Raw genomic sequence first — 25,129 nt, forward strand, 5'->3', positions numbered from 1 at the left:
TCTTTCCCGATGTCGAAAACCGACATGATGGCTTCACCTGCCCTGACCGTCGACGTCGCCGTGCTGGGCTCCGGCTTCGGCGGGAGCCTCTCCGCGCTGATCCTGCACCGCCTCGGCTACCGCGTAGCGGTTTTCGACCGGGCGCGGCACCCACGCTTCACCATCGGCGAGTCGTCCACGCCCGTGGCCGACATGATCCTGCGCGACCTGTGCGACCGCTACGACCTGCCGCGCCTGCGCCCGCTGTGGAAGTACGGCACCTGGCAGGCGGCCTACCCGGCGCTCACGTGCGGGCTCAAGCGCGGCTTCAGCTATTTCCGGCACGAGCCGGGTGAAGACTTCGTCCCGCGCCCGGACCACGCCAACGAACTGCTCGTGGCCGCCAGCCGCGACGAGGCCACGAGCGACACCCACTGGCTCCGGGCCGAGGTGGATGCCTTCTTTGCGGGCGAGGTGCGGGCGGCCGGCATACTCCTGTTCGAAGAGACGGCCGTGACCGTGTACCCGGACGGGACCGGATGGCGGCTTGCCGGCCGGAACCGCGCGGGGAACGTCCGGTGCCGTGCCGGCTTCGTGATCGACGCCACCGGACCGGCCGCCGTGGTACCGGAAGCGCTCGGGCTGCCCGCCGCGCCGGCCACGGCGTTCCGGACGAACAGCCGGGCCGTCTACGGCCATTTTGCAGGGGTACCCACGTGGGCTTCCCGGCTCACGATGCGGGGGGCGAACCTCGCCGACCACCCGTTCCCCTGCGATGCGGCCGCCCTGCACCACCTCCTCGAGGCGGCCTGGATGTGGATGCTCCGCTTCCGGGACGGCCGCCTCAGCGCGGGCCTCGTCCTCGACGCCCGGCGGCACCCTCCCCGGCCGGACCGCCCGCCGGAGGACGAATGGGCGTGCCGGCTCCACGCCTACCCGGCGCTCCGGGAGCTCTTTGCGACCGCACGCGTCGTCGATCCGCCGGGGCGGCTCGTGGCGACGCCCCGGCTTCAGCGCCGGTGGGAACGGGTTGCCGGGGCGGGGTGGGCGCTCCTGCCGCACACCGCCGGCTTCGTCGACCCGCTGCACAGCACCGGCATCGCCCATACGCTCGGCGGCATCGAGCGGCTGATGCGGGCCTTCGAACGGGGACCGGGCCACGCGCATTTTCCTGAACGGCTGGCCGCCTACGAGCGGGCCGTTCTGGCCGAACTTTCGCTGATCGACGGGCTCGTGGCCGTCTGCTACGAGGCCCTGCCGGACTTTCGCCTCTTCACCGCGGCCGCGATGCTCTATTTTGCCGCGACGATCACGTACGAGCAGGCACGGGCCCGCCACGGTTTCGACGAGGCAGGGTATCTCTTCCGGGCGGAGGACCCGGCGCTGCGCCGCCTCGTCGACGAGGCCCATACACGGCTGGCCCGCCTCCGGCAAGGGAAACGGTCGGAAGCGGTGGTCCGGGCCTTCGAGGCATGGGTGGAAGCGGCCATCGCGCCCTACAACACCGCCGGGCTGTTCCATCCGCCGGTGCCGAACATGTATCACCACACGGTTGCGCCGCTCGTCGAGGCGGAAGGACTCAGAGCACCAGGCGCAGGGACATCGACAGCGCATCCGGGGCAATCACGGGCGTGATCGACAACCGGCGTCGCTCGGCCAGGTGGCGCTTCGAAAGGTGGTAGGCCGTCAGAAAGCCGATGGCGCCCCCGGCGATGACGTCCGTGGCCCAGTGCTTGTCCCGGGCCAGGCGGGCCAGAGCCGTCCCCGTCGAGAGGGCGAACAGGCCGTACGTGACGGGATGAGGGTAATACAGCACCCAGGGTGTCAGCAGGGCGAAGGCGGCCGTCGTGTGGCCCGAGGGAAAAGAAGTGTGGCCGGAGAAGGGATCGAAGTCGTGCGCCCCGTCTCCCTCGAAGGGACGCTCCCGGCCGAAGGCGTATTTGAGCCCGTAGCTGATGGCCCCGGCATAGATCAGGGATTGCAGTGAGGTGAAGGCGGCATCCTGCAGGTGCGTATCCCGGGTGAGGAGCGAGGCGGCAAAAACCGCTACCGCCGGCAGCTTGACACCGGGGCCGCCGAAGTGGTTGGCGAAATCGAGGAAATCGCCGAAGCGTCCCCGGTACCGCTGCTGGATCGCCGGGTTGATGGCCGGGTCGAAATGGGAGAGCGGAAGGAGAAAGGCCGCAGCGGAGGCGACGTACAGCGGCGTGCGCTCGTCGATCGTCCGGGTCAGCGCAAGGGCATCCCGGTACATCCACCGCAGAAAGCGGGCACGATCCGATGACGGCTGCGCGGTGGCGGTTTCACAGAGACATGTCAGGCTGAGGACGCACAGGACCACGCAGGTGCCGGCACGCGGGGAGCAAGAACAGAGCATCGTGATGCGGCGGGTTCTACGAACGGAAGGAAGCAAACCCGATGTGCGGGTTTTAATCCGTAATGAGCTTGGCGAATTGCAGCGGAGGCAGCCCCTGCTGCTGACACAGAAGCACAGCCAGCGTATGACTACAGAGCTTCCTGAGCCATCGATTACACAGGTGCCAGCGGTCTCGCGCCCACACGTGCTTGGCCTGAAATCGCTCCACGAACTGCCCGATCACTGTCTCGATGCGTCGCCGCTTCTGCGTCAGACTCCTCGACCAGTGCGGCGAGGCCCCCCGCTTCTTCGGCGTAATCAGCCGTGTGCCGGCCTCGGCCAGCTCCGCAAACAGGCGCGGGCTCCAGTAGTTGCGATCCGCCAGACCCACGCCCTGCGCCTCGTCGGTCAGCGCCGGGGCCACCGAGAGGTCATGTACGTTGGCCGGAGCCAGTTCGCTCTCTACGACGACGCCCGGCCAGACCACCCGCAGATGGCTGCGCAGGCCGTAGAAGGTCTGTTTAGCCATCTCGTCGTAGCCATAGGTGGCCTCCTCGGCCAGCACCCGGCAGCGATAGGCGCGGGCGAGGCGACAAACGGGCATCGGAAAGCTGTCGATGATCCACAAGGTCGGATCACAGGCTATGCGGCGCAGCAGCCGCTGATGCAGACGCTGTTTGACCGCCCAGAGGTTGGCAGCCTGTCGGGTGAAGGTCGTGCGATGCACCTTGAGGAGCTTCGGAAAGAAGGCTCCATGATGGCGACGGAAGTAGTGGAAGATGCCGCTGTCGGTGTCGTAGCCGAGAAACTCGCCGATGATCTCGCAGGCCAGGACGACGCTGTCGGCCAGTTTGGGCGCGGGGCCTCGGCTGCGAAGCGTGAGGCCGTCGTCTTTCATCTCGGTGAGCATGTCATCGATGAGGCAGAAAACCGTTATTATGTAGTCGGTGAGGGACATGGCTGGCTGCGGGCTGGTGCTCTGTTTTGCGTACAACAACACAGAGGCCGGTCGGCACCAGTCTGTTCCTCATCCTAAAAACCTGCACATCGGGTAAGCAAGGTGGAAGAAGGTCGTAGACGTGCGGCATAGACGACATCGGCTCCGTTCGGAAAAGCTAAATCCCGGGTGCCGCCCAAATTACGGAACGTGCCGCCCGTACGCAAAGGGCCTCCGCGTTTTCCGGCAAAGGGGGGGGTCCGGCAGGCGGGCCGTTGCGGGATGTGTTCCCTCCCTCCCGAAGGGCGGTGCCGGGAGGGAGGGAACGCGTCCGGATGCGGGGTCAGCGGTTGAAGTGATACTTCACCGACAGGCCCGTGTAGACGCTCCGCCCCGGTGCCGGGTCGAAGAAGGCGGGCTGGCCATTGCCGAAGGCCCGGGCGTTCAACGCGGCCTGTGAGGTGTACAGCACGTCGAAGAGGTTGTCCACCCCCACGAAGGCGTTGACGTCGAGGAGCCGGCCGAGGGAGCCGGCATAGCCGGCCTTCACGTCGACGACGGAGTACGCGGGGTTGAAGGCGGTGTTGTCGTCGTTGAGGGGGGCGTCGTCGTTGAAGAAATAGGTCGCGTGGAGGTAGAACCCGGCCGCCGTCGTCACGTCGAGGCCGGCCGAGACGACGTGGGGGGCGATGCCGGTGAGGGCGTTCCCGGAGAAGTCGGCGAGGACGTTTCCCCCGGCGTCGAGCAGGCGGAAGTCCTCGAAGGTGAAGTCCGAGTAGGTATAGCTCAGGAAGGGGCGGAGGGTGGTGAAGAACGCCCGGGGCGGGAGGGGCACCGGGAAGGAGAGTGCGACCTCCAGCCCGTTGAGCGACGTCTTTCCGGCGTTGTTGAAGATCGTCCGGTTCTGCCCGACGCTCTGGGGGATGAGCTGGTCGCGCATCTGGAAGGAGAAGGCCGTCACGTCGTAGTGGAGCCGTCGTCCGAGCAGGCTGCCGCGTGCCCCGATCTCATAGTTGACGCCGCGCTCGGCCTGCACGTCGTCGCGGAGGTGGCCGTCGGCGTCGCTGATTTCGGAAGTCGTCGGCGGGGAGAAGCCGGCGCTGATGCCGGCGTGCAGGGCCAGGGCATCGCCGAAGACGTGTGCCACCGCCAGGCGGGGCGTCACCTCCGAGTCGAACGTTTTCGTTCCGTTCTGCGCCGGTTCCAGAAAGTCCCGCACGGTGTATTCGACCTTGTTCAGGCTCGCGCCCAGCGTGGCGAAGGTGCGGGGCGTGAGTTGCACTTCGGCCTGGATGAAGAGCGTATATTGCAGGTTGTCGAGCTCCTGGTTGAGGAGGAGTGTGCCTTCCCGTCCGCCCTGGTTCTGAAACCGCCTGGCTGCCACGAAGGCCTTGATGACCTCGGCGCCTGCGGTGAGCGTCGTCGGGAGCACGGGCAGGGCGGGTTTGAACACCATCCGCGTGCGCCCGCCGTAGCTCTGGTAGGGCTGCCGGAGGTAGGCGAAGGCGAGGGGGTGGTCCAGCTCGTAGAAGGAGGCGTAGACGCTCGTCGTGTTCGAGAGGTGCTCGTTGAAATCGTAGGTCTGAGAGACCCCGATGCGGGTCCAGGTCTGGAAGCGACCGGCCTGCTGGGCCACATTGGACGCGCTGGCCTGCCGCGGGTCTTCAGCGAGCTGGTCGGCCGTCAGGGCGCCGGGGATCAACGTCTCCTGGCGCGTCTGGTTCAGCAGTACGGTAACCGCCTGCTTCTCGCTCGGGAAGTACTGGAGCGAACCGGTGAAGAAGCGGCGCTCGTCGGTGCTGTGGGCGCGGTAGCCGCCGTAGTGCTGGGTGCCGACCGTGACGGCGGCGTTGAAGCGGTCGGTGCCGATCCGGTAGGTTGATGCCAGGCGGGAGAGGTCGTACGAGCCGCCCAGGGCCGTGGCTTCCAGGCTGTTCTCGCGGTAGGGCGAGCGCTGGATCTGGAAGTGGAGTACGCCGCCCGTGCCGGCGCCGTAGAGGCTCGAAGCCGGCCCCTTGATGACCTCCACCCGCCCGAGCGTTGCCACGTCCAGCCCTTCGATCCGGGTGAACCCATCGGCCTCGGTGATCGGGATCTCGTTGACGTACACCTTCAGGTTGCGGATGCCGAAGTTCGAGCGGATGCCTGCGCCCCGGATCGAGATGCGGGTGTTGGCCAGGTTACTCTGGTCCACGCGCACGCCGGGGATGGTGTTGAGCACGGGCTTCAGGCTGACGCGGCTGGTGCGGTCGAAGTCTTTCTCGGTCAGGACCGCCACCGAACCGGCGGTCTCCTGGAGCTTCCGGTTCGTGTCGAAGCCGACGACCTGCACCTCGTTCAGGAGGATGTTGTCGGGTTCGAGCAGGATGTTGAGGAAGCCGTTGGCATCGTCGATCCGAACGGTTTTGCGGACGTAGCCGACGTAACTGAGCTGGAGCACGGCATCGGGGGTTGGAAGGGGGAGGAGAAAGCGTCCCTCCAGGTCGGTCGTCGTGCCGGTGGTGGTGCCGGCCACGGTCACGTTCACGCCGGCGAGCGGCTCGCCGGTCTGCTGATCGAGCACGCGGCCGCGAAGCTCGGACTGGGCCGCTGCCGGGCCGGCACCGAACACCAGCAGCAGGAGCAAGGCCGCGGGTATGCGCGGCAGGGAAACGGGGCTTTTCATGGTCTATCGGACAAGGGTTGAATACGGAGAAAGATGCCCAGGCGTGTTTCGGCCGGGATGATGGGGGCGGACCGCGCAGGCACGCCACGAACCACACAAGCCGTCTTTTACATCGCCGGGAGGAGATAGAGGAAGGCCTCATCGCGGGTTTGCCCGGCCAGGGCCACGGTGGAGGCGCCGGTCGCGATGGCGGGATGCTCTCCGGAAGGAAGGGGGGCGCCGGCATGGACGAGATCGCCCCGGCCATCGGTGCGGGCCAGGCGAAGTTGCCCGGTGTGCCGGTCTTCCCAAGCCAGCCAGACGTGTTCCTGCCCGTGCCCGCCGAGCTTCACCTGCGAGACACCCACCCCCGTGGCGAGCGGCACCGGAGGGGTGAAGGTGCGGCCACCGTCGGCGGACATGGCATAGTACAGCCCGGCCCGGGTCTCGACGCCCGTATACCAGGCAACGTGGAGCCGGCCGGCACGGTCGAGTGCGAGCGAAGGCCCGGCGTGCGGGCAACCGTCGATCCGCCACCGGTCGGCGTGGACCCGAACGGGTTCGGTGAAGGTGCGCCCGCCGTCGGTGGAGCGAGCCAGGGCGATGTCGCGTTCCCCGCCGGGAAAGATGTGGCGCCAGGCGAGGTAGACGGTGCCCTCTTCCGCCACGGCCAGCGCGGTCCGACAGCACGGGCAGGTGTCCGCAGCCACCACGGCCGTCTCCTCGAACGAGCGGCCCCCGTCGCGTGAGACCGCCACGCGGAGTTCGATGCCGGGAAGGACGGCGTGGTCGTGACGGCCCGGATCGTGGCTGCCGTGTGTTCCGGGAGCCGGTACCCCGGACCGGTTCGTTGTCGCCGTTTCGGCCCGCATCGCGTCGCGGGCGCGCCCGTCCAGCCAGGCGATGTAGACCGTCCCGTCCGGCCCGACGGCCAGGTCGTGGAACGTGTGGCTGGAGGGCCGGTCGCCCGCGTCGCTGTTCACCGAGAGGGCCGGTTCGAAGGTGCGGCCGCCGTCGGTGGAGCGGGCGAAGCGGAGGTTGCTGGCGGGAAACCGTCGTCCCCCGGCAGGGACGTGGTTCGTCCAGGCGACGTACACGTGGCCTTCCGGCCCGAGGGCGACCTGGGCGGGAGCCTGTGCGTGGATCGTCGCGTCGCCTTCGAGGTGGTTGACGCGCACCGGTTCGCCGAGCGGCCGTCCGTCCGGGGCCTGCCGGGTCAGGTACACGTCGGCGTTCTCGGAAGCCTGTTTCAGTCAGGCAACGTAGACCGTCCCCGTATGCGGGTCGATGGCCGTGGTCGGGGCTCGCCCCGTTGCGAGGGTGACGGTGACGGGTTCAGCGGGAGGGCGGGGTGTTTCCGGTTGCCGGCAGCCGGTCGGCAGGAACAGGACCAGCATGCCCGGCAGGGCCCCCCACCACAGGGGCAGGTGCTGCAAGCGCATGGGAAATCTCCGAGGGGTGAAGGAGCAACAGCGGGGCATCGAAGGCTCCTTGCACCGGCAGGCCCACACGGGGGCACATCGGTGCCGCCGGACGGGCGTTTCGTCCACACCGATCGGACGACGACCCGGCAGGCCCCGGTCGGCCGGCGTCGGATCAGGGTGTGTGCCCGTGCCGGCGTTCGGGATGAAAGGAGCGGGATCAGCCCGGCGGGGGACCGCGCTCGGAGATGGGCAGGACCTCGCGCTCGTGCACGTGGCGCGCGGGAGGGGGAGACGGGAGCGGTACCGACGGAGCCGGCAACGCGGTGAACGTTGTCGGAGCGTGCGGGGCCAGCACCAGCGTGGCGAAGAGCGCGGCGTATTCACAGGGGGCATGCGCCGGGTGCTCCGGCCGGAGTGCCGCTTCGCCGTCCTCGCCCGGCATCGGCATCGGTGCTGCCGCCCGGTGCGAATCCGTCGTGTCTCCGTGCCGCCAGGGCACGTAGGCCTCGCTCACCGCCATGAACAGGTGGTGCGACGCCGGGGCCAGCACACCCCCCACCGAGAACGTGAGGAGCAGCAGGAACGATATGTACCGGCGACGGGCCATGGACCGCACAGATTACGGAACAAGACGGCGGAAAGATATGGCAGCGACCGCAACGGCGCGATGCCTTTTGGGATGGATCTTTCGAAAAACCGTTACACCCCGGGACGTTCTCAGCGCCGGGTGAACACGGGCAGATCCGAAAAGGCCATCGCTTCTGCCGCGGAAAAGCGCAAAGATTCAGACGCCGTTCGCCTCGGCCGGCGTCACCGGGGTCGGCACGGCTTTCGCCGGGGGTTCCTGCTTCGGATCCACGACGTGCAGCACCGGGCGCGGGGTGCAATGGATCTTCAACTCGAAGATGTCCGGGCGGGCGTAGTGGCCGGCCACGTCGAGCTGGAAGCGGGGGCCGGTCACCCGGGACGGCTCCAGGTCGGCGTAGAGGATCGTTTCGCATTCACGCACCGGCTCGACGACGAACTTGCCGTCCGGATCCACGATGGCGCTGTCTCCGGGATTGATCCACGTCACGTCGGGGAGGAAATCCTGCTTGAAGGCATAGCGGTCGGGGATGGCGTTGCGGTGCATCGCCGTGCAGCAGCCGACGACGTAGACGCGGCCCTCCTTGGCCGTGTGGCGCAGCGTCGAGATCCAGGGTTCGCCCCGGTCCCAGGTGGGCGCCACCAGGATCTCCGTGCCCCAGCCGTAGAGCGCGTAGCGGGCCAGGGGCATGTACATCTCCCAGCAGATCAACCCGCCGAGCCGTCCGAACGGAGTTTCGTAGACCCCCAGGGTACTGCCGTCGCCCATGCCGTGGACCAGCCGCTCGGCGGCCGTCGGGATGAGCTTGCGGTGCTTGCCCAGGAGGCGGCCCGTGTCGTCGATGAAGAGCAGGGTGTTATAGAGGGTGGTGCCGCTGGTCTCCACGTTGATCTCGTTGATGCCCATGACGACGTGGACGCCGGCTTCACGGGCGGCTTCGCCCAGGCGCTCCGTCACCGGGCCCGGCACGACGACGGCGTTGTCGAGCAACTCGGCATAGAGGGCGCGCAGGTCGGCGGTGCGATACGGCGGGATGAACCATACCCAGAACGGGTACGTCGGGATGAAGCATTCGGGAAAGACGACCAGCCGTGCACCGGCTCGGGCGGCTTCTGCGATGAGGTCACACGCCCTGGCTACGGTGGCGTCGCGGTCGAGGAAGACGGGGGCAGCCTGCACGGCCGCCACACGGAAGGGGGTACGCTGGCGGATCATGGGTGAGCTGGAACTACGCGGTCGCCGGTGGCGACCCGGGCGGGATGAAGCAAGGGACCTCACCCAAGGTAAACTAAAACAACCGCCTGGGCAAGAGAAAAAGGAGGCGGCGGGGGACACCGGGCACCGGGGGAACACGCCACCGGAAAAATTTTGACCCGGCTGTAACAGGTGCTAAAAAATTAGCGTATGGGGTGGCCGAACCCTGAAAGGACGGGAGGCGGGTGTCCGTAAACGTTTCGCCTTCCGGGAAGCACATCGCAGGCATCTGGGAGGCAACCGCACCATGAGGAGGGTCATGCTACTGCTTTGCCTGGGGCTGTCGTCCGGTTGGATGGGGGACGGTGCCCGGGTCCATGCTTTTCCCGCGACGCGTTCTTCCTCCGGCCCTTCGGGGTTCCTGCAGGAGGCCCGGCGGCTGGCCTCCACGGCGTCTCCTCCCGTGGAGGAAGCCGAAAGGCGCGTTCCGGCCGTTCGCCGCCGGCACCCGGTCACCATCGACGGGCGGCTCGACGAGGCTGCCTGGGAGCAGGCGCCCGTGATCGACCGGTTTCTCCAGCGCGATCCCGTCGAAGGAGCGCCGCCGACCGAGCGGACGGCCGTGCGCGTGCTCTTCGACGACGACGCGCTCTACGTCGGCGCCCGGCTCTACGACAGCGCACCGGACTCCATCGTCGCCCGCCTGGGCCGCCGCGACGCCGACCTGGAGTCCGACCGCTTCGTGGTCTTCATCGATCCCTTCTACGACCGGCGCACCGGCTATTATTTCGGCGTCAACGCCGCCGGCACGCTCTACGACGGTGTGCTCATGAACGACGACTGGGACGACGATGCGTGGGACGGGGTCTGGGAGGGAAAGGTACACCTCGATGAAGCGGGCTGGAGCGTCGAGATGCGCATCCCGTATTCGCAGCTTCGCTTTCATCGAAAAGACCGGTACGTCTGGGGCATTAACTTCCGGCGGGACATCTCGCGCAAGAACGAGTCGGATTACCTGGTCTACACGCCGCGGCAGGAGAGCGGCTTCGTCTCTCGCTTCTACGACCTCGTCGGGATGGAAGACATCACGCCGCGCCGCCAGGTCGAGGTGATGCCTTACCTGACGGCACGGGCCGAGTTCACCGACCAGCCCCGGGGCAATCCTTTCGACGACGGCTCGCGGTATGTGCCCGGCGTCGGGGTGGACCTGAAGGTGGGCCTGACGAGCAACCTGACGCTCAATGCCACCGTCAACCCCGACTTCGGGCAGGTGGAGGTGGATCCCGCCGTCGTCAACCTGAGTGACATCGAGACCTTCTTTCCCGAGAAGCGGCCCTTCTTCATCGAGGGGGCCTCCGTGTTCAACTTCGGCCGGGGCGGGGCCAGCAGCAACTGGGGCTTCAACTGGGGCAACCCGGCCTTCTTCTACAGCCGCCGCATCGGCCGGGCGCCGCAGGGAAGCCTGCCGGAGCACGACTATGCGGACGTCTCCGACGGGGTGCGGATTCTCGGGGCCGCCAAGCTTACCGGGCGCATCGGCTCCGCCAACGTGGGCACGATCCAGGCCCTCACCGAACGCGGCGTGGCCGGCGTGGCCCGCGGTGCGGAGCGCTTCTCGGCCGAAGTGGAGCCCCTGGCCTATTACGGCGTCTTCCGGGCCCAGCAGGAATTCAACGAAGGGCGGCAGGCCCTGGGCTTCCTGGGGACCGTCGCGCAGCGCGACTTCCGCGAGGACTGGCTCCGGGACGAGGTCAACCAGGCCGCCTACGGCTTCGGTCTCGACGGCTGGACGTTCCTCGATGACGACAGGGTGTGGGTCCTCACCGGATGGCTGGGTGCCACCCACGTGCGGGGTACCCGCGCGCGCATGCTCGCCCTGCAACAGAGCGCGCTCCACTACTTCCAGCGGCCCGACCTCGGCGCCGTCGCCGTGGACAGCAACGCCACCGGCCTCACCGGTACGGCCGGGCGCCTGGCCCTCAACAAGCAGCGCGGCCGGTTCACCGTGAACGCGGCGCTCGGCTTCATCAGCCCCGGCTTCGATGTCAACGACCTCGGCTTCATGTGGCGCACGAACGTCGTCAACGGGCACCTGGCCACAACCCTCCGCTGGACCGATCCCACGCCGTGGTACCGCCGCCTCTTCTGGAACGCTGCGGTCTTCCGCAGCCTGGACTTCGACGGCAACACCACCTGGACGGGCGTCTGGACCTCCGGCTTCATCCAGTTCCTCAACTACTACGGCCTCTGGGTGATGGTCGCCGTCAACCCCGAGACGGTCAACAACACCCGCACGCGCGGCGGCCCGCTGACGCGCAACCCCCCGGGCGTCGAGCTCGGTCTCGAGTTCGAAACCGACAGCCGCAAGCCCCTCGTCTTCACGCTGAATGCCTTTACCTACCGGCAGCCGAACGAGGGCAACCTCAGCTTCGGCCCGGGGATCGAATACAAACCGGCTTCCAACCTCTCGCTCCGGGTCAGCCCCCAGCTCAGCCTCAACCGCGAATTCGCCCAGTACGTCGGCCAGTTCGACGACCCGACCGCCACGCATACCTTCGGCAAACGCTACGTCTTCGCCGAGCTCGACCAGGTCACCCTCTCGACGAGTATCCGGCTGAACTGGACCTTTACCCCGACGATGAGCTTCCAGCTCTTCGCACAGCCCTTCATCTCCTCCGGCGACTACGCGCACTACAAGGAACTGGCCCGCCCGAAAAGCTACGACTTCATCACCTATGGCGAGGCGGGTACCACCTTCGACCCGGCGACGCGCGTGGCCGACCCCGACGGGGAGGGGCCGGCACCCCCGCTGGAGCTGCCCGATCTCGACTTCAACTTCAAGTCGCTGCGTGGAACGGCCGTCTTCCGCTGGGAATACCGCCCCGGCTCGACGCTCTTCCTGGTCTGGACGCAGGCGCGCTCCGACACCGAGGAGCACGGCGAATTCCGGTTCTCGCACTCGCTCAGGCGCCTCTTCGATGTCCGGCCGGACAACATCTTCATGGTCAAACTCACGTACTGGCTCAGCCGTTGAATCAAAAAAATGATGTTACGCAGTGGAGACCGGTGCGACGGCAGGACTATAGCGGAGGTCAGGGTTATTGAGGGCATGGTTGCCCTTAGCGAACGTACCGTGTAGCCGCGGATCTGGACGCGTTGCGCGTCCCGTTAGCCCGGGCGCGCCGGCGGAGAGGGGGGCGCACCCGTGAAGGGTGCGGCTACATTGCTCCTCGAACGTACCGTGTAGCCGCGGATCTGGACGCGTTGCGCGTCCCGTTAGCCCGGGCGCGCCGGCGGAGAGGGGAGCGCACCCGTGAAGGGTGCGGCTACATCGCGCTGTACAACGGCGCCTTCAACAGCATGGACCAACGCTATATGAAAACCTACCCCTGTCAACCTTCGCATGGGGAGGATCTGGTCGTAGCCCCCACGCCTGACACCAAGCCCTTCCCCCTGGCCGCACCCGGCGGCCCTGCAGGAGGAAGGTCCCCGAAGGGGGGATGGGGGGCGCTATCTCCCGGATCGGGGGCCTGCCATGAAGCGAAAGGAGCGAAACGTGGTGGCTTCGCCGCCTACTGCGTAACATCGGTCAAAAAAGAAACCCGGCCGGTGACACTTTTCGCCGGCGATGCCGTAGGGCTATGGAGTCACTTTGACATTCGGGGTGTAGGTGTGCCCGGAGCCTCTTTGCGCTACCTCCGGGGTTTCGGGCACCTCGGTTCGCGATGGTGGTGTGGCAACACCGGGCGAACGACCTGGAGGGAGGGCATCCCGGAAAAGCCGCCAGGGTGAGGGTTTCATCCTGGCGGTTTTTTTTGTGGGTCACCGTGACGCAGGTCCCACGAAACGCCGGGGCGGGGGAGGGCCCGGTGCCGGTGGCGGATGCCCTGGGAGCCTCCGGGTGCTTTCAGCGCTGTCCGTTGCGCATCTGCACGAAGAAAGCCTGGAGCAAGGCGGCGGCCCGTTCGGCCTCGAGGCCGGAGATCACCTCGACGCGGTGATTCAGCCGTTCATCCTGCGGGATGTTGTAGAGGGTGGAGGCACTGCCGGCTTTCTCGTCGAAGGCACCGAAGACCAGCCGGTCCAGCCGGGACCACACGATGGCCCCGGCGCACATCGGGCATGGTTCGAGCGTCACGTAGAGGGTGCATCCTGCGAGGTATTTCGTGCCGAGCGTTTCGCAGGCGGCCGTGATGGCGATCATCTCGGCGTGGGCCGTCGGGTCCTGCAGCGTCTCGATCAGGTTGTGCCCGCGCCCGACGACCCGTTCCCCCTGCACGATGACGGCGCCCACGGGCACCTCACCCTGTTCGAGGGCTCGTTCGGCTTCTTTCAGCGCCAGCTTCATCCAGCGCCGGTGGGGGGTAAGCAGGGTGGAGAGGCCGTTCACCGTCGCTTCTGTTGGAGCAGTTCGATGAAACGCAGCACGACGGCAATCAGGAAGAGCACGAGGAGGACCTTCAGCGCGAAGCCGAGCAGGAAGCCGGCCAGCTTGAGGATCACGCTCAGCACGACGACCGCCACCATCAGCACGATGGCGACCACGATCCAGCGTATGATTTGCTGAAGGTCCATCGGGTACGGGAAGCGCGGTATCGTCAGAGGTCGAATTCGAAGAAGACAGCGTCGGCGAGGACGATGCCACCGGGGGCGAATCCGCCTGTGAGCAGTATTCGCGCCGGGGGGAGAAAGGTTGCAGTGAAGGTCGTTCGTTGCAACGAGGGTATGGCCAGGGCAGGCAAACGGAAGAAGCGCCGGGCGGGTTCCACGTACAGCTCGGCGGTGTCGACGAAGGCCGTGCCGGTGCCCTGCCGGCCGCCGAGGATGAGCACGAAGCCGGGGCGGAGGTGGACGGCGGCGTGGAGGGTGCGGGGCACCCGCGGTGCGCCGGTCTCCTCGAAGAGCAGCCCGACGCCGGGGCGGTAGTCGAAAAGGAGGCTGGTGGGGTCGGCGAAGTCACCGTCGAAGAAGCTGCCCAGGACGAGGAAGTACCGGGCCGCCGCCTCGTCACGGGCGTCGAGGGGGGTCTGGGTGTGGCCGGCGAGCGGGCCGATGGGAGCCCCCGAGGCCGGGTTGAGTGCAAACAGGGTGTCGTTCCGGAAGGCGAAGCCGCGCAGGTCATCGCGGGTGCCGAGGCGGGGGGTGGCGCCGTACCGGATGTCGCCGCGCCCGCCGTAGAGGTCGACGATGGGAACGCCTCCTTCGATGCGGAGCACGGCCGTGTGGAACGCCCGCCGGATCGGAGCCCCGACGACGGGCACCTCGGCGAAGGTGGCCGTGGCGGGGTCGAACACCTCGGCGGCCTCGACGAGGTGGGTCACGGCGGTCAGGTCGTCGGTGCGGCTGCCTCCCAGGAGCAGGACGCGGCCGTCGGGCAGCCGCGTGGCGGTGTGGCCGGTGCGCGGGGCCCGCATCGTGGCGCCCAGGGGCACGAACCGGTCTGCACCGGGAGCGAGGCGATAGGCGGCCTGCAGCGCCTGCCCCCCGGCATGGGCGACTCCCCCGGCCAGCAGCAGGCTGCCGTCGGAGAGCATCGTGACGGTGTGACCGGCCCGCGGCACCCGCGGCGACGGCGCCGGCCCGACGACCCGGTACGTCATGTGAACCGCGAAAAGGGTATCCCGCCGCCGTACCCCTTCGATGTCGAAGGCGTCGACGATCAGCAGGTTCAGGCCCCGTTCGAGCGTGACGCCGGCTTCCCAGGTGCTCGCCGCAGGGTCGAACGTCATGGCGGCCCCGTTGACGAGAACCCGGTCGATGGGCCGGAAGGAGGTCGCCCGTACCTGCAGGGCGATCCGGTTTTCGAGCAAAACGTCCGACAGGTCGGGCGCGACCACCTCGATCTCCGGTGCCCGCTCCTCGACGAACGGGCGCTCGCACCCGGCGAGAAAGAGCGTAACCAGGAGCAGGGCGGTCAGCCGGCAACGGCCGGAGGCTACACTACCCATCGCAGGCATATTCGACATGTTCGAGGACGAGGCCGCGTGCCGGGGCCGCCGGGCCGGCCTCGCGCCGGTCGCCGCTGGCGAGTACGCGCAGCAGGTCGTCTTCCGGGCGTTTCCCCCGTCCGATTTCAAGGAGCGTTCCGACGATGGCCCGCACCATGCCGTGCAGGAACCGGTCGGCGGTGATGCGGAAGTGCCAGTCTCCGGGACGATCTTCGGCCACCCAGTGCGCCTCGAAGACGGTGCAACGACGGTTCTCCGTCTCGGAGCGGGTACGGCAGAAGGCGCTGAAATCGTGCGTGCCCCGGAGCGCGGCGGCGGCGCGGTTCATCCGTTCGAAGTCCGGGGCGGGCCGCAGCACGTGGCGCCACGCGCGTTCGAGCGGGTGTGGGTGGAGACCCGTGTAGTAATGATACCGCCGCCGGCGGGCGCTGTAGCGGGCATGAAAGCCGTCCGGGGCTTCCTCGAGGGCGAGTACGGCGATACTCGGCGGGAGGAGGCCGTTGAGCGCGTTGCGCAACCGGTCCACGTTCACCGGCGTACCGGTGGTGAAATGGGCCACCTGGCCGCGTGCGTGAACCCCGGCATCCGTCCGCCCCGAACCGATGATGGAGACCGGCTGCCGGAGTACCGTCGTGGCCGCCCGTTCGAGGGCCTCCTGCACGGTCGGGCCGTTCGGCTGCACCTGCCATCCGTGAAAGTCCGTTCCGTCGTATTCGATCAGAAGCCGGTAGGTGGGCACGGCGTTCGGTGTCTGGACAGGAAAGCGGTCGCCCTTTGAAACCACGGCCCGCCGATCTGGTTCGAAGAGGCCTCGAAGGGGCCGGGGGAAACCCTCCGCTTCGCGCTTCGTGTCTTTGCGGTAAACTCCCTCCAGCCGGCATGTCTTCTTCCGGGCGCATCTACCTGACGGGTTTCATGGGCAGCGGCAAGAGCACCGTCGGGCCGCGTGTGGCGGCGGTGCTCGGCTATGCCTTTTACGATCTCGACGCGCTCATCGAAGCCCGGGCGGAGAAGCCCATTCCGCAGCTCTTTGCCGAAGAGGGGGAAGCGGCTTTCCGGGCGCTGGAGGCGCGGGTACTCCGGGAGACGGCCCGGCGGTCCCGGGTCGTCTTCGCGCTGGGGGGCGGGGCGCTGGCCGACGAGGACAACCTCGGCTGGGCGCTGGCCCACGGAACGGTGGTGTATCTGCGGGTACCGCCGGCGGTGCTGGTGGGGCGGCTGCGCGCCGGGCAGGCGTTGCGCCCACTCCTGTGCGATGCCCGGGGGGTGCCGCTGCCGCCGGAGGCCCTGCGCGGGCGGGTCGAGGCCCTGCTGGCCCGGCGCGAGCCCTACTACCTCCGGGCACACGTGGTCGTGGACGCCGGGGACCTCGATGCCGCGCAGACGGTGGCCGCGGTGCTGCAGGCCCTCGCAGACGCCGGCCTTCGCGACTGAATCGGACGCGTCGCCCGCCCGGAGAGCGGCGGAGCGGGTGCTCAGGTGATCTCCCACGTCTCGCCGGCCTGGAGGAGGGCCTGCAGGTCGCCGGGGCCGCGCTGGCGCATCACCGTCTCGATCTGCTGCTGCAAGAGTGCCTCGTAGGTCGGGCGCGTCTCGCGGTAGAAGATGCCGAAGGGGCGGGGCATCTCCGGCTGCCGGAACAGGTGACCCACCAGGGTGGCCATCTCGTAACTGGTCTCGTCGTAGACGAGGCAGTCCGAGATGGACCAGGCGTCGCCTGCCAGGTCGATGACTTCCAGGCGCAGCCCGTCCAGGCGAAGACCCTTTTGGCCGCCGGCGAACGTCAACGGCCGGCCGTGTTCGAGAAAGAGCGTGTGGTCCGGCTTGGTGTCTTTCTCCGTGAAGGTGAAGAAGGCTCCGTCGTTGAAGATGTTGCAGTTCTGGTAGATCTCGACGAAGGCGGCTCCCTTGTGGGCGTGGGCGGCCTTGAGGATGTCCTTCATGTGCCGGGGATCGCGGTCCATCGTGCGGGCCACGAACGTGGCCTCGGCGCCGAGGGCCAGCGCGATCGGGTTGAAGGGGTGGTCGATGGAGCCGTAGGGGGTGCTTTTGGTGATCTTGCCCAGCTCCGAGGTGGGGCTGTACTGCCCTTTGGTCAGGCCGTAGATCTGGTTGTTGAAGAGCAGCAGCTGCACGTCCACGTTGCGCCGCATCAGGTGGATCAGGTGGTTGCCGCCGATGGAGAGAGCGTCGCCGTCGCCGGTGATGATCCACACGTCGAGTTCCGGGCGGCTGGCTTTCAGGCCGGTGGCGATGGTCGGGGCGCGGCCGTGGATGGAGTGCATCCCGTAGGTGTTCATGTAGTACGGGAAGCGGCTGGAGCAGCCGATGCCGCTGATGAAGACGACGTTCTCGCGCGGCACGCCGAGTTCGGGCATGAGGCGCTGCACGGTGGCCAGGATGGCATAGTCGCCGCAGCCGGGGCACCAGCGCACGTCCTGGTCGGAGGTGAAGTCCTGCCGGGTGAGCCCGCGTGGGGCGCCGTCGCCGCCGGGGGCGGGCGGCCGTGCCGGTCCCTTGCCGGGCCCGGCGGGTCTGACGCCGGGCGGCATGGCCGGTTTGGCGCCTTTCGGGCCTTCGGCCGGTCTGGCGCCGGGCGGCATGGCCGGTTTGGCGCCCTTCGGGCCTTCGGCCGGTCTGGCGCCCGGAGGGAGGACGGGCTTGGCACGCTTCGGCTGTTTGTCGGGATGCTGGTCAGCCATGTTCTTATGCGTTAACGTGTCACAGCGCTAGGCGGCCGTGACGTTGGTGGATGGGCAGAGTAGAGGCGTTGCGTGGAGGTTCAACGCTCACGAAAGAATTTCATTGATCCGGCCGACGATTTCGCTCCTGGTGAAGGGAAGGCCCTGCACCTTGTTGAGCGGGATGAACGGCAGCAGGTAGCGGTCTCGCAGCAGGCGCACGAGCTGGCCGTTGTTCAGCTCGGGGACGAGCAGGTGACGGAAGCGGCCGAAGTGCTCCTTCAGGTCGGGCGGGAGCGGGTTGAGGTAGCGCAGGTGGATGCTGCCGACCCGCCGGCCGCGCTGCCGGACCGTTTCTACGGCCGCCTCGATCGTACCCCGCGTGGAGCCCCAGCCGATGATGAGCAGGTCCCCCTCGGGATCTCCGAAGACCTCGGTGGGGGGATACTCCCGGGCCACCCGTTCGACCTTCTCGGCGCGGAGGCGGGTCATGAGCTGGTGGTTTTCCGGGTCGTAGGAGACGTTGCCCGTCTCATGCTGTTTCTCCAGCCCGCCGATGCGGTGTTCGAGGCCGGGCGTGCCGGGCCGGGCCCAGGGGCGTGCCAGTGTGGCCTCGTCCCGCACGTAGGGCAGGAACGCGGCTTCTCCGTTGTGGGCGTGGTTGGGTTTGTCGGCAAAGCGAACGGAGAAGGGGGGCAGCCGGTCCAGGTCGGGGATGCGCCAGGGTTCGGCCCCGTTGGCCAGGTAGCCGTCGGCCAGGAGGATGACCGGCGTCATGTACTGGACGGCGATGCGGCAGGCCTCATAGGCCACCTCGAAGCAGTCGCCCGGCGTGGAGGCGGCCAGGACGGGCAGGGGGGCGTCGCCGTTGCGGCCGAAGAGGGCCTGGAGCAGGTCACTCTGTTCCGTCTTGGTCGGCAGGCCCGTGGAGGGGCCGCCCCGCTGCAGGTCGACGACGACGAGCGGCAGCTCCGTCATCAGGGCCAGGCCGATGGCCTCCGTCTTGAGCGCCAGGCCCGGACCGCTCGTGCCGGTGACGCCCAGGCTGCCGCCGAAACTGGCGCCGATGGCCGCCCCGACGGCGGCGATCTCATCCTCGGCCTGGAAGGTTATCACCCCGAAGTTCTTCAGCCGGCTCAGCTCGTGGAGCAGTTCAGAGGCCGGGGTGATCGGATAGGAGCCGTAGAAGATCGGCAGGCCGCTGGCCCGGCTGGCGGCAACCAGGCCCAGCGCCAGCGCCTCCGCGCCCCGGATGGCGCGGTACGTGCCAGGTGCCAGATGGGCCGGGCGAATCTCGTACCGCACCAGGAATTGCTCCGTCGTCTCGCCGTAGTGGTAGCCTTTCTTGAGCAGTTCCAGGTTGGCATCCCGGATGACCGGCTTCTTCGCAAATTTCTTGTTCAGCCAGGCGATGGCGGGCTCGATGGGGCGGGAATAGAGCCAGAGGGCCAGCCCCAGAGCAAACATGTTCTTGGAGCGGTCGATCTCTTTCTGGTTGAGCGGGCTGTCCTTGAGCGCCTCGCGCGTCAGCCGGGTCAGTTCCACCGGGACGACGTGGTAGTCCCGGAGGGAGCCGTCTTCGAGCGGATTGGTGTCGTAGCCGGCCAGTTTGAGGTTTTTGTCCTCGAAGGCGTCGACGTTGACGATGATCGAGCCGCCGGGGCGTACGCGCCGCAGGTTCACCTTGAGGGCGGCGGGGTTCATTGCCACCAGCAGGTCCACCTCGTCACCGGGGGTGCGGATGTCGACCTCGCCGAAGTGGAGCTGGAAGCCGCTGACGCCGTAGGTGGTTCCTGCCGGCGCGCGGATCTCTGCCGGGAAGTCGGGCAGGGTGGCCAGGTCGTTGCGGGCGTAGGCCGTCGCCAGGGTGAACTGCGAACCGGTCAACTGCATGCCGTCGCCGGAGTCGCCGGCAAAGAGGATGGTCGCCTCGGGCAGGGTCTCGACCCTTTTGTCGGAGGAGGGAGGATGCATGGATCCAGCAATGGTAAGACGGAAGGCACGGCGGGTGCATGCACGCCGGAGGCCGGGAGCCTCCGAACGGCACATGCTCAAACGCCGCAAATCTGGAGTTGATTCGCGGAGTTACACCGGGCGGGCACCGCGATGATGCTTCACATAGGACGGCATGTCTCGAAAGAAGGGTATCTCTGGAAAGGATTCCCCTGATAATCCTTACCTCGAGAACTTCCTTACTGTTCGGGGGACCGGGTTTCGTGGAAATTTTTCTGAAATAGAAGCATATTTGATGTTCGGGTCCCGGACCTTGTTCTTGGCTGATGGAAGGCGAAAGCAGAACTCTAGCGGAGGTCATGGTCATTGGGGGCATGGCTGCCCTTAGCGAACGGCCCACGTGTAGCCGCGGATCTGGACGCGTTGCGCGTCCCCTCGGCCCGGGCTCTCCTGTGGCCCAGGTGCGCACCCGTGAAGGGTGCGGCTACAGGGTTGTTTCCTGTAGTTGCGGGCTTTAGCCCGGGCTCTCCGGTGGACCAGGGGGCGCACCCATGAAGGGTGCGGCTACATCGCGCTGCACAATGATGCCCTCAATGGCATTGACCAACGCTATCCTGGTTCTTCTGTCAAACGCACGCGTCGCCATGGTCATGAGGAACATCAGAAACGTGAGTGGTTTCGTTACCAAGGAGCGATTCATTCTGGGGAAGACCCCTCGGGAGATGGCCCGACTTCTGGGATTCGATGCAGGTCGCATGTCCGAGGGGGCGGAGGTTTATGTTTTGAAGGTCCTTCCGTCGGACGAGCAGTTCGAGCTGGCCGGCTATACGTATTGGTCGGGATTAGACCCCGCCAGGAAGCAGCGCGACGTGCTCTGGCCCCGGGAGGCCGTGGCCATCGACCGGCGCCTGGGGTTGCCGGATCCGGAGGTTCGGGCCAGGAAACGGGTACGGAACTCCTGGAGTCTGCATGGTCCGGATCGGCTTGTAAAGGTCATACCCCGCAAGCCGCACGTTGAGGGTGTTTCTGAGTATCCTCCCGGCACGGGTGTGCCCCAGTGGGTGCTCCGGGTTGCGTTGCCCGCCGTGCTGGTGAAGACGCTCGGGCCTGACGAGCCTTACCGGCCCTACGGGGGAGTGGGCCGGTAAGGCTCGTCGTGTGAGATCCCGGCGGCAGCATGGTTTCGTCACCCGGCCCGGCAGCGGAACAGAGACGGCAGCCCGGCTGTTCACCCCATGCTTTTCGTTCCGGACGAAACCCCAGCCGGTTTTTTGCGAGGCTCGCCATGCCCGTCGCTTTCGCCGATCTTTTCAGCCGGCCCAAGCCCCTGATTGCCATGATCCACACGGGGCCGAGTCCGGGGTTGCCGGGGTTCGTCTGCATGGAGAGTGCCGTCGAACGGGCGGTGGCCGAGGCCGAGGTCTATCTCCGGGCCGGGGTGGACGGCATCCTGGTCGAGAACATGCACGACTTTCCCTGCGTCCACGAGCGAGAGATGGGGCCCGAGGTGGCGGCCTTCATGACGCGGGTGGCCTACGCCGTCAAACGGCGGGCGGGCAGAACGCCCGTCGGCCTGCAGGTCCTCTTTCAGGCCAACCGTACGGCCCTGGCGGTGGCCCTGGCCGCCGGGTGCGACTTCGTCCGCGCCGAGGGGTGGACGTACGCCCACGTGGCGGACAAGGGGATGGCCGAGGCCTGTGCCGGTACGGTGGTGCGTTATCGCCATCACATCCGGGCCGACCACCTGCCCGTCTTTGCCGACGTGAAGAAGAAACACGCCGCCCACGCGCTGACGGCGGACCTGAGCCTCGCCGACCTGGCGCGCGGCATGGCCCTGCACCGCGCCGATGCCGTCGTCGTCACCGGCACCCGCACGGGCGAGCCCCCGTCGCCCGACGACCTCGACGCCGTGTGCGCGGCCACGTCGCTGCCGGTGATCGTGGGCAGCGGCGTCACGGCCGGCAACCTGGGCGACCTCTTCCAGCGGGCCGACGGCTTCATCGTGGGCAGTGCGCTCAAAGAGGGCGGCGTGTGGGATGCCCCCGTCTGTGCCGAACGGGTGGAGGCCCTCGTCGGCGCCCTGGAGCGGTGCCGGGCCGCCCATCGCAGCCGGCTCATGGAAAACTGATCCGAACCATTTGCCCGGTCCTTCGTTTACCGCGTCGCGAACATTTCTTTTGTGTCGAAACAACGAAGCATCGGGTAGAGCCCGAGGAAACGATGGTTCCCTATGTCGCCATCACCGACGACATCGTCGTCACCGTTCGCCCGGTGTATCTCGACGGGCGGTCCGACCTGATGGCGCGGAAGTTCGTCTTCGGCTATCTGGTGCGGATCGAGAACCGGGGTGTGGACGACGTGCAGCTGCTGCGACGTCACTGGATCATCCGGGATGCCCGCGGCCATGTACAGGAGGTGGAAGGCCGGGGAGTCGTCGGAAAGCAGCCGGTCATCTCCCCCGGTGCGGCGCACGAGTACAACAGCTTCTGTGTGCTCGAGACGTTCGAGGGCAGCATGGAGGGGACGTATCTCATGGAGCGGGCCAGCGGCGAGCGCTTCCGGGTTACCATTCCCCGTTTCGACCTGCGCGCGGCCGCCAACTGACGGGCCATGGCCTACCGGCCCCGTCACATCATTTCGACGTCGATCACGTAGTCGGGCGTCTTCAGCTCGATCGTCCGGTTCTCGTTCTTCAGCCGGTAGCTTTCGATGGCCTCCGGGAGCAACTCTCGGGGCGTGTGCATGCGAAAGAGCGTGTCCGCCACCACGTGCCAGTCCTCCACGGTCAGGTGCACCGTTGCCCGCCCTTGTTCGGCCACGAAGGGCGCGTAGTTCAGCACCCGGTTCAGGTGGTTGATGCCCATCTTCTGATGCAGGTTCGGATCCATGGTCCTCCGGCGTCTGCCGTGAAATGCGGATGAGGTCGAAAGCGAGGGCCGGCGCGGCGGCCGGTCGAGAAAACCGGTCGACCCCGCCGGGCGTTCCGGGGCGATGCGGCCCGTTCCGCTTTTCACCCGAAGTGCATATCCGGCGGTCCGGCCGCGTTGCACGTTTTGCCCCGCTGTAGTAGGTTCTTTCCACGTTTCGCGTTTCAGTCCGGTGTTCGACGTGAAACGTTCAACGTGAAACGTTCAACGTTCAGCGCATGCAGCCGTACCTCGATCTTCTCCGCCTGGTTCGAACGCACGGTGTCCGGAGGGAAGACCGCACGGGCACGGGCACGCGCAGCGTCTTCGGCTATCAGATGCGGTTCGATCTGAGCCGGGGGTTCCCCCTGGTTACGACGAAGCGGGTCTGGTTTCGCGGGCTGGCCCAGGAACTGCTCTGGTTCCTCTCGGGGGAGACCAACATCCGGCCGCTCGTCCGGGAGGGGATCTCCATCTGGACGGACTGGCCGCTGAAGCGTTATCTGGAGCAGACCGGGCAGGCGGTTCCCCCCTCCGACAGCCCGGCCTGGGCGGCGTTGAAGGCAGATTTCGAGGCCCGCATCCGAGAAGATGAGGCTTTTGCTGTGCGCTACGGCGACCTGGGGCCGGTCTACGGGCGGCAGTGGCGCGCCTTCGGAGGGGTCGATCAGATCGCCCGCCTCGTCGATCAGCTGCGCACGAACCCCGAGAGCCGGCGGCACATCGTCAGCGCCTGGAACGCGGCCGAGATCGACCGGATGGCCCTGCCGCCCTGCCACATGATGTTCCAGTGCTACGTGGCCGAAGGAAGGCTCTCCTGCCAGCTCTACGTGCGCTCGAACGATCTTTTTCTGGGGGCTCCCTTCAACATCGCCCAGTATGCCCTGCTCGTGCACATGCTGGCCCAGCAGTGCGACCTCATCCCCGGCGAACTCATCTACACCATCGGCGACGCCCACATCTACGAGAACCACCTCGATCAGGTCGACGAGCAGCTCGGCCGCGAGCCTTATCCCCTGCCGACGCTGCGCCTGCGCCGGCGCCCGCCCTCGATCTTCGACTACGTGTATGAGGATTTCGAGCTGCTCGACTACCGTCACCATCCGCCCATCAAGGCGCCCGTGGCCGTCTGATCGGGCGCAGCTGCAGCGTGCTCATGTCGAATGCCGCATCGTTTCCCGGGGAACAGCCGCTGGTGAAGCCGGAGGGGCCGGAGATCGTCCTCATTGCCGCACTGGCCGAGCGGAACCGTGTCATCGGGCGGGGGATGGAGCTGCCCTGGCATCTGCCCGAGGACCTGCGGCGTTTCAAGCGGCTGACGCTCGGGCACCCGCTCGTGATGGGGCGGCGGACGTTCGAGTCGCTCGTGCACCAGTTCGGCGGGCCGTTGCCGGGGCGGCGCAACGTGGTCGTCAGCACGGGGGCGGCCTGGCCGCAGTATCCGGAGGTGGAGGTGTACCGCTCGCTCCGGGAAGCCCTCGCGGCGCTCGAAGACGAACCCCGCATCTTCATCGGCGGCGGGGGCACGGTCTACGCCCAGTGCCTGCCGCTGGCCGACCGGCTGGAGCTGACGCTGGTTGCGGGGGACTACACCGGCGATGCCTTTTTTCCGCCCTACGAGCACCTTGTCGGCCCGGTCTTCGAGAAGGTGGCCGAGGACCGGCGCTCGGGCTTCCGGTTCGTCACGTACCGCCGTCGGGACGCGGCGGCCCGGCCTGTGTCTCAGCGGGCGTAGAGCCACACGTGCCAGAGCAACGTGCGGCGGCTCACCCGCCGCGTGAGGCCTGCCTGCTGCACCAGGGCATCGACGGCGGCGGGCGGGTGCAGGTAGGTGCGGAACGGAGAGCGGCGGAGCCGGAAGAAGGCGTTCGCCAGCCGGAAGCCGATGCGCGTCAGCAGGTGCACGCGGGGAAAGACGAGGCCGTACACCTGCCGTGCCTTCGCGGCCGAGCGGGTCACGAGGGCCTCCACGTCGTCGTAGCAGCAGACGACCCGGTCGAGCGTGACGACGTCCGCCGCCGGGAGGGACGGTGCCAGCTCGACGAAGTCGCCCGCGTGGTAGTGCATCCTGTGTGCGTAGCCCAGCCGCGCGGCCTCGGTCCGGGCCGCGTCGAGGTAGGCCGGCGAGGCGTCCACGTTGATGCCCGCCTCGTACCCGTTACCCACCAGCGCGTGCTGGATCGCCCCGACGCCGCCGCCGATGTCGAGCAGCGAGCGGGCCCCGGGGGCTTCGGTGCGGATGGCGTCGAGGAGCAGCCGGGTGGTCTTCAGCGGGCCGCGTCGCCGGTAGCGTTTCAGCTCGCGGGCGGCCAGCCGCGCGTCGAAGAACGTGGCGATACCCCGGCACTGGGCACACGACATGGCGCGGGCGATGGAATGAGGATTGCGGGTGAGAACAGCGGCCACGCCCCCGGCGGGGCGGGTACGGTCCGGAGGTTCCGGTGTGCCGGCGTCTTGCCCGGAGAAAAGCACCGTGTGGCCGGGCTCCCAAAATATATTTTTTTGGCCTATAATGCAGCCG

23 protein-coding genes are annotated in these 25,129 nt (G+C 67.5%); 8 read left to right on the plus strand and 15 right to left on the minus strand.

Features of this window, described 5'->3' with window-relative positions:
- The first annotated feature begins 24 nt into the window (after positions 1 to 24).
- Positions 25 to 1,614: an NAD(P)/FAD-dependent oxidoreductase gene (locus tag GQ464_RS16925; RefSeq protein ID WP_166980657.1), complete on the plus strand. Its 1,590-nt coding sequence runs from the start codon at positions 25 to 27 to the stop codon at positions 1,612 to 1,614.
- Here the strand turns inward: GQ464_RS16925 and GQ464_RS16930 are convergent.
- The 7 genes from GQ464_RS16930 to GQ464_RS16960 all read right to left on the minus strand — a co-directional run bounded on the left by GQ464_RS16930 (position 1,559) and on the right by GQ464_RS16960 (position 9,141).
- Positions 1,559 to 2,356 (minus strand): phosphatase PAP2 family protein, encoded by a 798-nt coding sequence (locus GQ464_RS16930; RefSeq protein WP_166980659.1) that lies wholly within the window; start codon positions 2,354 to 2,356, stop codon positions 1,559 to 1,561. The genes GQ464_RS16925 and GQ464_RS16930 overlap by 56 nt on opposite strands.
- 52 nt (positions 2,357 to 2,408) lie before the next feature.
- The gene (locus GQ464_RS16935; protein WP_228350392.1) at positions 2,409 to 3,293 is read right to left on the minus strand and encodes an IS982 family transposase; all 885 of its coding nucleotides are present in this window, start codon (positions 3,291 to 3,293) and stop codon (positions 2,409 to 2,411) included.
- Between the two features lie 322 nt (positions 3,294 to 3,615).
- Entirely contained in the window at positions 3,616 to 5,937 is a 2,322-nt protein-coding gene (locus tag GQ464_RS16940; RefSeq protein WP_166980317.1) for a TonB-dependent receptor, read from the minus strand.
- A gap of 107 nt (positions 5,938 to 6,044) precedes the next feature.
- Positions 6,045 to 7,142, minus strand: coding sequence for a sialidase family protein (locus GQ464_RS16945; RefSeq protein WP_166980315.1), 1,098 nt, complete (start codon positions 7,140 to 7,142; stop codon positions 6,045 to 6,047).
- Between the two features lie 27 nt (positions 7,143 to 7,169).
- Entirely contained in the window at positions 7,170 to 7,358 is a 189-nt protein-coding gene (locus GQ464_RS16950; protein ID WP_166980313.1) for a hypothetical protein, read from the minus strand.
- Positions 7,359 to 7,557: 199 nt separating this feature from the next.
- Positions 7,558 to 7,947 (minus strand): hypothetical protein, encoded by a 390-nt coding sequence (locus GQ464_RS16955; protein WP_166980311.1) that lies wholly within the window; start codon positions 7,945 to 7,947, stop codon positions 7,558 to 7,560.
- A 177-nt stretch (positions 7,948 to 8,124) separates the two neighbouring features.
- Positions 8,125 to 9,141 carry a carbon-nitrogen hydrolase family protein gene (locus GQ464_RS16960; RefSeq protein WP_166980309.1) on the minus strand — a complete coding sequence of 339 codons (1,017 nt, stop codon included), beginning with the start codon at positions 9,139 to 9,141 and terminating at the stop codon, positions 8,125 to 8,127.
- 298 nt (positions 9,142 to 9,439) lie between these two features.
- Here GQ464_RS16960 and GQ464_RS16965 point away from each other — a divergent pair, with 298 nt between their 5' ends.
- A complete protein-coding gene (locus GQ464_RS16965) occupies positions 9,440 to 12,154 on the plus strand; it encodes a DUF5916 domain-containing protein (protein ID WP_166980307.1) in 2,715 nt (904 codons plus the stop codon).
- Positions 12,155 to 13,027: 873 nt separating this feature from the next.
- On the opposite strand, the gene tadA is transcribed toward GQ464_RS16965, so the two are convergent.
- From tadA to truA, 4 genes are read right to left on the minus strand one after another with little or no spacing between them, the layout of a single operon-like run.
- Positions 13,028 to 13,510: a tRNA adenosine(34) deaminase TadA gene (gene tadA / locus GQ464_RS16970; RefSeq protein WP_228350393.1), complete on the minus strand. Its 483-nt coding sequence runs from the start codon at positions 13,508 to 13,510 to the stop codon at positions 13,028 to 13,030.
- Positions 13,507 to 13,695, minus strand: a complete 189-nt coding sequence (locus tag GQ464_RS16975; RefSeq protein WP_166980305.1) for a hypothetical protein — start codon at positions 13,693 to 13,695, stop codon at positions 13,507 to 13,509. Before GQ464_RS16975 ends, tadA begins: the two co-directional genes overlap by 4 nt.
- 23 nt (positions 13,696 to 13,718) lie before the next feature.
- A complete protein-coding gene (locus GQ464_RS16980; protein ID WP_228350394.1) occupies positions 13,719 to 15,068 on the minus strand; it encodes a Kelch repeat-containing protein in 1,350 nt (449 codons plus the stop codon).
- A complete protein-coding gene (gene truA, locus GQ464_RS16985) occupies positions 15,061 to 15,807 on the minus strand; it encodes a tRNA pseudouridine(38-40) synthase TruA (RefSeq protein WP_166980300.1) in 747 nt (248 codons plus the stop codon). Before truA ends, GQ464_RS16980 begins: the two co-directional genes overlap by 8 nt.
- A 140-nt stretch (positions 15,808 to 15,947) precedes the next feature.
- Here truA and GQ464_RS16990 point away from each other — a divergent pair, with 140 nt between their 5' ends.
- Positions 15,948 to 16,502 (plus strand): shikimate kinase, encoded by a 555-nt coding sequence (locus GQ464_RS16990; RefSeq protein WP_166980298.1) that lies wholly within the window; start codon positions 15,948 to 15,950, stop codon positions 16,500 to 16,502.
- Positions 16,503 to 16,543: 41 nt separating this feature from the next.
- On the opposite strand, the gene GQ464_RS16995 is transcribed toward GQ464_RS16990, so the two are convergent.
- Together GQ464_RS16995 and GQ464_RS17000 are read right to left on the minus strand one after the other, a co-directional pair.
- Positions 16,544 to 17,770, minus strand: a complete 1,227-nt coding sequence (locus GQ464_RS16995) for a thiamine pyrophosphate-dependent enzyme (protein WP_228350395.1) — start codon at positions 17,768 to 17,770, stop codon at positions 16,544 to 16,546.
- 87 nt (positions 17,771 to 17,857) lie between these two features.
- Positions 17,858 to 19,723: a 2-oxoacid:acceptor oxidoreductase subunit alpha gene (locus GQ464_RS17000; protein WP_166980295.1), complete on the minus strand. Its 1,866-nt coding sequence runs from the start codon at positions 19,721 to 19,723 to the stop codon at positions 17,858 to 17,860.
- Positions 19,724 to 20,295: 572 nt separating this feature from the next.
- Here GQ464_RS17000 and GQ464_RS17005 point away from each other — a divergent pair.
- The 3 genes from GQ464_RS17005 (at position 20,296) to apaG (ending at position 22,306) form a co-directional block, all read left to right on the plus strand.
- The gene (locus GQ464_RS17005; RefSeq protein WP_166980293.1) at positions 20,296 to 20,850 is read left to right on the plus strand and encodes a hypothetical protein; all 555 of its coding nucleotides are present in this window, start codon (positions 20,296 to 20,298) and stop codon (positions 20,848 to 20,850) included.
- 137 nt (positions 20,851 to 20,987) lie between these two features.
- Positions 20,988 to 21,830, plus strand: a complete 843-nt coding sequence (locus tag GQ464_RS17010; RefSeq protein ID WP_166980291.1) for a BtpA/SgcQ family protein — start codon at positions 20,988 to 20,990, stop codon at positions 21,828 to 21,830.
- A 92-nt stretch (positions 21,831 to 21,922) separates the two neighbouring features.
- Positions 21,923 to 22,306 (plus strand): Co2+/Mg2+ efflux protein ApaG, encoded by a 384-nt coding sequence (gene apaG, locus GQ464_RS17015; RefSeq protein ID WP_166980288.1) that lies wholly within the window; start codon positions 21,923 to 21,925, stop codon positions 22,304 to 22,306.
- Between the two features lie 23 nt (positions 22,307 to 22,329).
- Here the strand turns inward: apaG and GQ464_RS17020 are convergent, their stop codons facing one another.
- A complete protein-coding gene (locus GQ464_RS17020) occupies positions 22,330 to 22,590 on the minus strand; it encodes a hypothetical protein (protein ID WP_166980286.1) in 261 nt (86 codons plus the stop codon).
- Between the two features lie 257 nt (positions 22,591 to 22,847).
- Here GQ464_RS17020 and thyA point away from each other — a divergent pair, with 257 nt between their 5' ends.
- Both thyA and GQ464_RS17030 read left to right on the plus strand, forming a co-directional pair.
- The gene (gene thyA, locus GQ464_RS17025) at positions 22,848 to 23,741 is read left to right on the plus strand and encodes a thymidylate synthase (protein ID WP_166980283.1); all 894 of its coding nucleotides are present in this window, start codon (positions 22,848 to 22,850) and stop codon (positions 23,739 to 23,741) included.
- A 23-nt stretch (positions 23,742 to 23,764) separates the two neighbouring features.
- The gene (locus GQ464_RS17030) at positions 23,765 to 24,343 is read left to right on the plus strand and encodes a dihydrofolate reductase (protein WP_166980280.1); all 579 of its coding nucleotides are present in this window, start codon (positions 23,765 to 23,767) and stop codon (positions 24,341 to 24,343) included.
- Here the strand turns inward: GQ464_RS17030 and GQ464_RS17035 are convergent.
- Positions 24,331 to 24,969, minus strand: coding sequence for a class I SAM-dependent methyltransferase (locus tag GQ464_RS17035; RefSeq protein ID WP_228350397.1), 639 nt, complete (start codon positions 24,967 to 24,969; stop codon positions 24,331 to 24,333). The two genes, GQ464_RS17030 and GQ464_RS17035, sit on opposite strands and share 13 nt — an antisense overlap.
- Between the last annotated feature and the right edge of the window lie 160 nt (positions 24,970 to 25,129).

The sequence above is a fragment of the Rhodocaloribacter litoris genome (assembly GCF_011682235.2).
GTDB lineage: Bacteria > Bacteroidota > Rhodothermia > Rhodothermales > ISCAR-4553 > Rhodocaloribacter > Rhodocaloribacter litoris.

Coding starts and splice junctions, on each gene's coding strand:
- GQ464_RS17000 (WP_166980295.1), bottom strand. CDS start 19,723: ATGCATCCTCCCTCCTCCGACAAAAGGGTCGAGACCCTGCCCGAGGCG.
- GQ464_RS16990 (WP_166980298.1), top strand. CDS start 15,948: ATGTCTTCTTCCGGGCGCATCTACCTGACGGGTTTCATGGGCAGCGGC.
- GQ464_RS16965 (WP_166980307.1), top strand. CDS start 9,440: ATGCTACTGCTTTGCCTGGGGCTGTCGTCCGGTTGGATGGGGGACGGT.
- GQ464_RS17035 (WP_228350397.1), bottom strand. CDS start 24,969: ATGTCGTGTGCCCAGTGCCGGGGTATCGCCACGTTCTTCGACGCGCGG.
- GQ464_RS17005 (WP_166980293.1), top strand. CDS start 20,296: ATGGCATTGACCAACGCTATCCTGGTTCTTCTGTCAAACGCACGCGTC.
- GQ464_RS17010 (WP_166980291.1), top strand. CDS start 20,988: ATGCCCGTCGCTTTCGCCGATCTTTTCAGCCGGCCCAAGCCCCTGATT.
- GQ464_RS17020 (WP_166980286.1), bottom strand. CDS start 22,590: ATGGATCCGAACCTGCATCAGAAGATGGGCATCAACCACCTGAACCGG.
- GQ464_RS16950 (WP_166980313.1), bottom strand. CDS start 7,358: ATGCGCTTGCAGCACCTGCCCCTGTGGTGGGGGGCCCTGCCGGGCATG.
- GQ464_RS16975 (WP_166980305.1), bottom strand. CDS start 13,695: ATGGACCTTCAGCAAATCATACGCTGGATCGTGGTCGCCATCGTGCTG.
- apaG (WP_166980288.1), top strand. CDS start 21,923: ATGGTTCCCTATGTCGCCATCACCGACGACATCGTCGTCACCGTTCGC.
- GQ464_RS16935 (WP_228350392.1), bottom strand. CDS start 3,293: ATGTCCCTCACCGACTACATAATAACGGTTTTCTGCCTCATCGATGAC.
- thyA (WP_166980283.1), top strand. CDS start 22,848: ATGCAGCCGTACCTCGATCTTCTCCGCCTGGTTCGAACGCACGGTGTC.
- GQ464_RS16995 (WP_228350395.1), bottom strand. CDS start 17,770: ATGGCTGACCAGCATCCCGACAAACAGCCGAAGCGTGCCAAGCCCGTC.
- GQ464_RS16925 (WP_166980657.1), top strand. CDS start 25: ATGATGGCTTCACCTGCCCTGACCGTCGACGTCGCCGTGCTGGGCTCC.
- GQ464_RS16930 (WP_166980659.1), bottom strand. CDS start 2,356: ATGCTCTGTTCTTGCTCCCCGCGTGCCGGCACCTGCGTGGTCCTGTGC.
- GQ464_RS16940 (WP_166980317.1), bottom strand. CDS start 5,937: ATGAAAAGCCCCGTTTCCCTGCCGCGCATACCCGCGGCCTTGCTCCTG.
- GQ464_RS16980 (WP_228350394.1), bottom strand. CDS start 15,068: ATGGGTAGTGTAGCCTCCGGCCGTTGCCGGCTGACCGCCCTGCTCCTG.
- GQ464_RS17030 (WP_166980280.1), top strand. CDS start 23,765: ATGTCGAATGCCGCATCGTTTCCCGGGGAACAGCCGCTGGTGAAGCCG.
- GQ464_RS16955 (WP_166980311.1), bottom strand. CDS start 7,947: ATGGCCCGTCGCCGGTACATATCGTTCCTGCTGCTCCTCACGTTCTCG.
- GQ464_RS16960 (WP_166980309.1), bottom strand. CDS start 9,141: ATGATCCGCCAGCGTACCCCCTTCCGTGTGGCGGCCGTGCAGGCTGCC.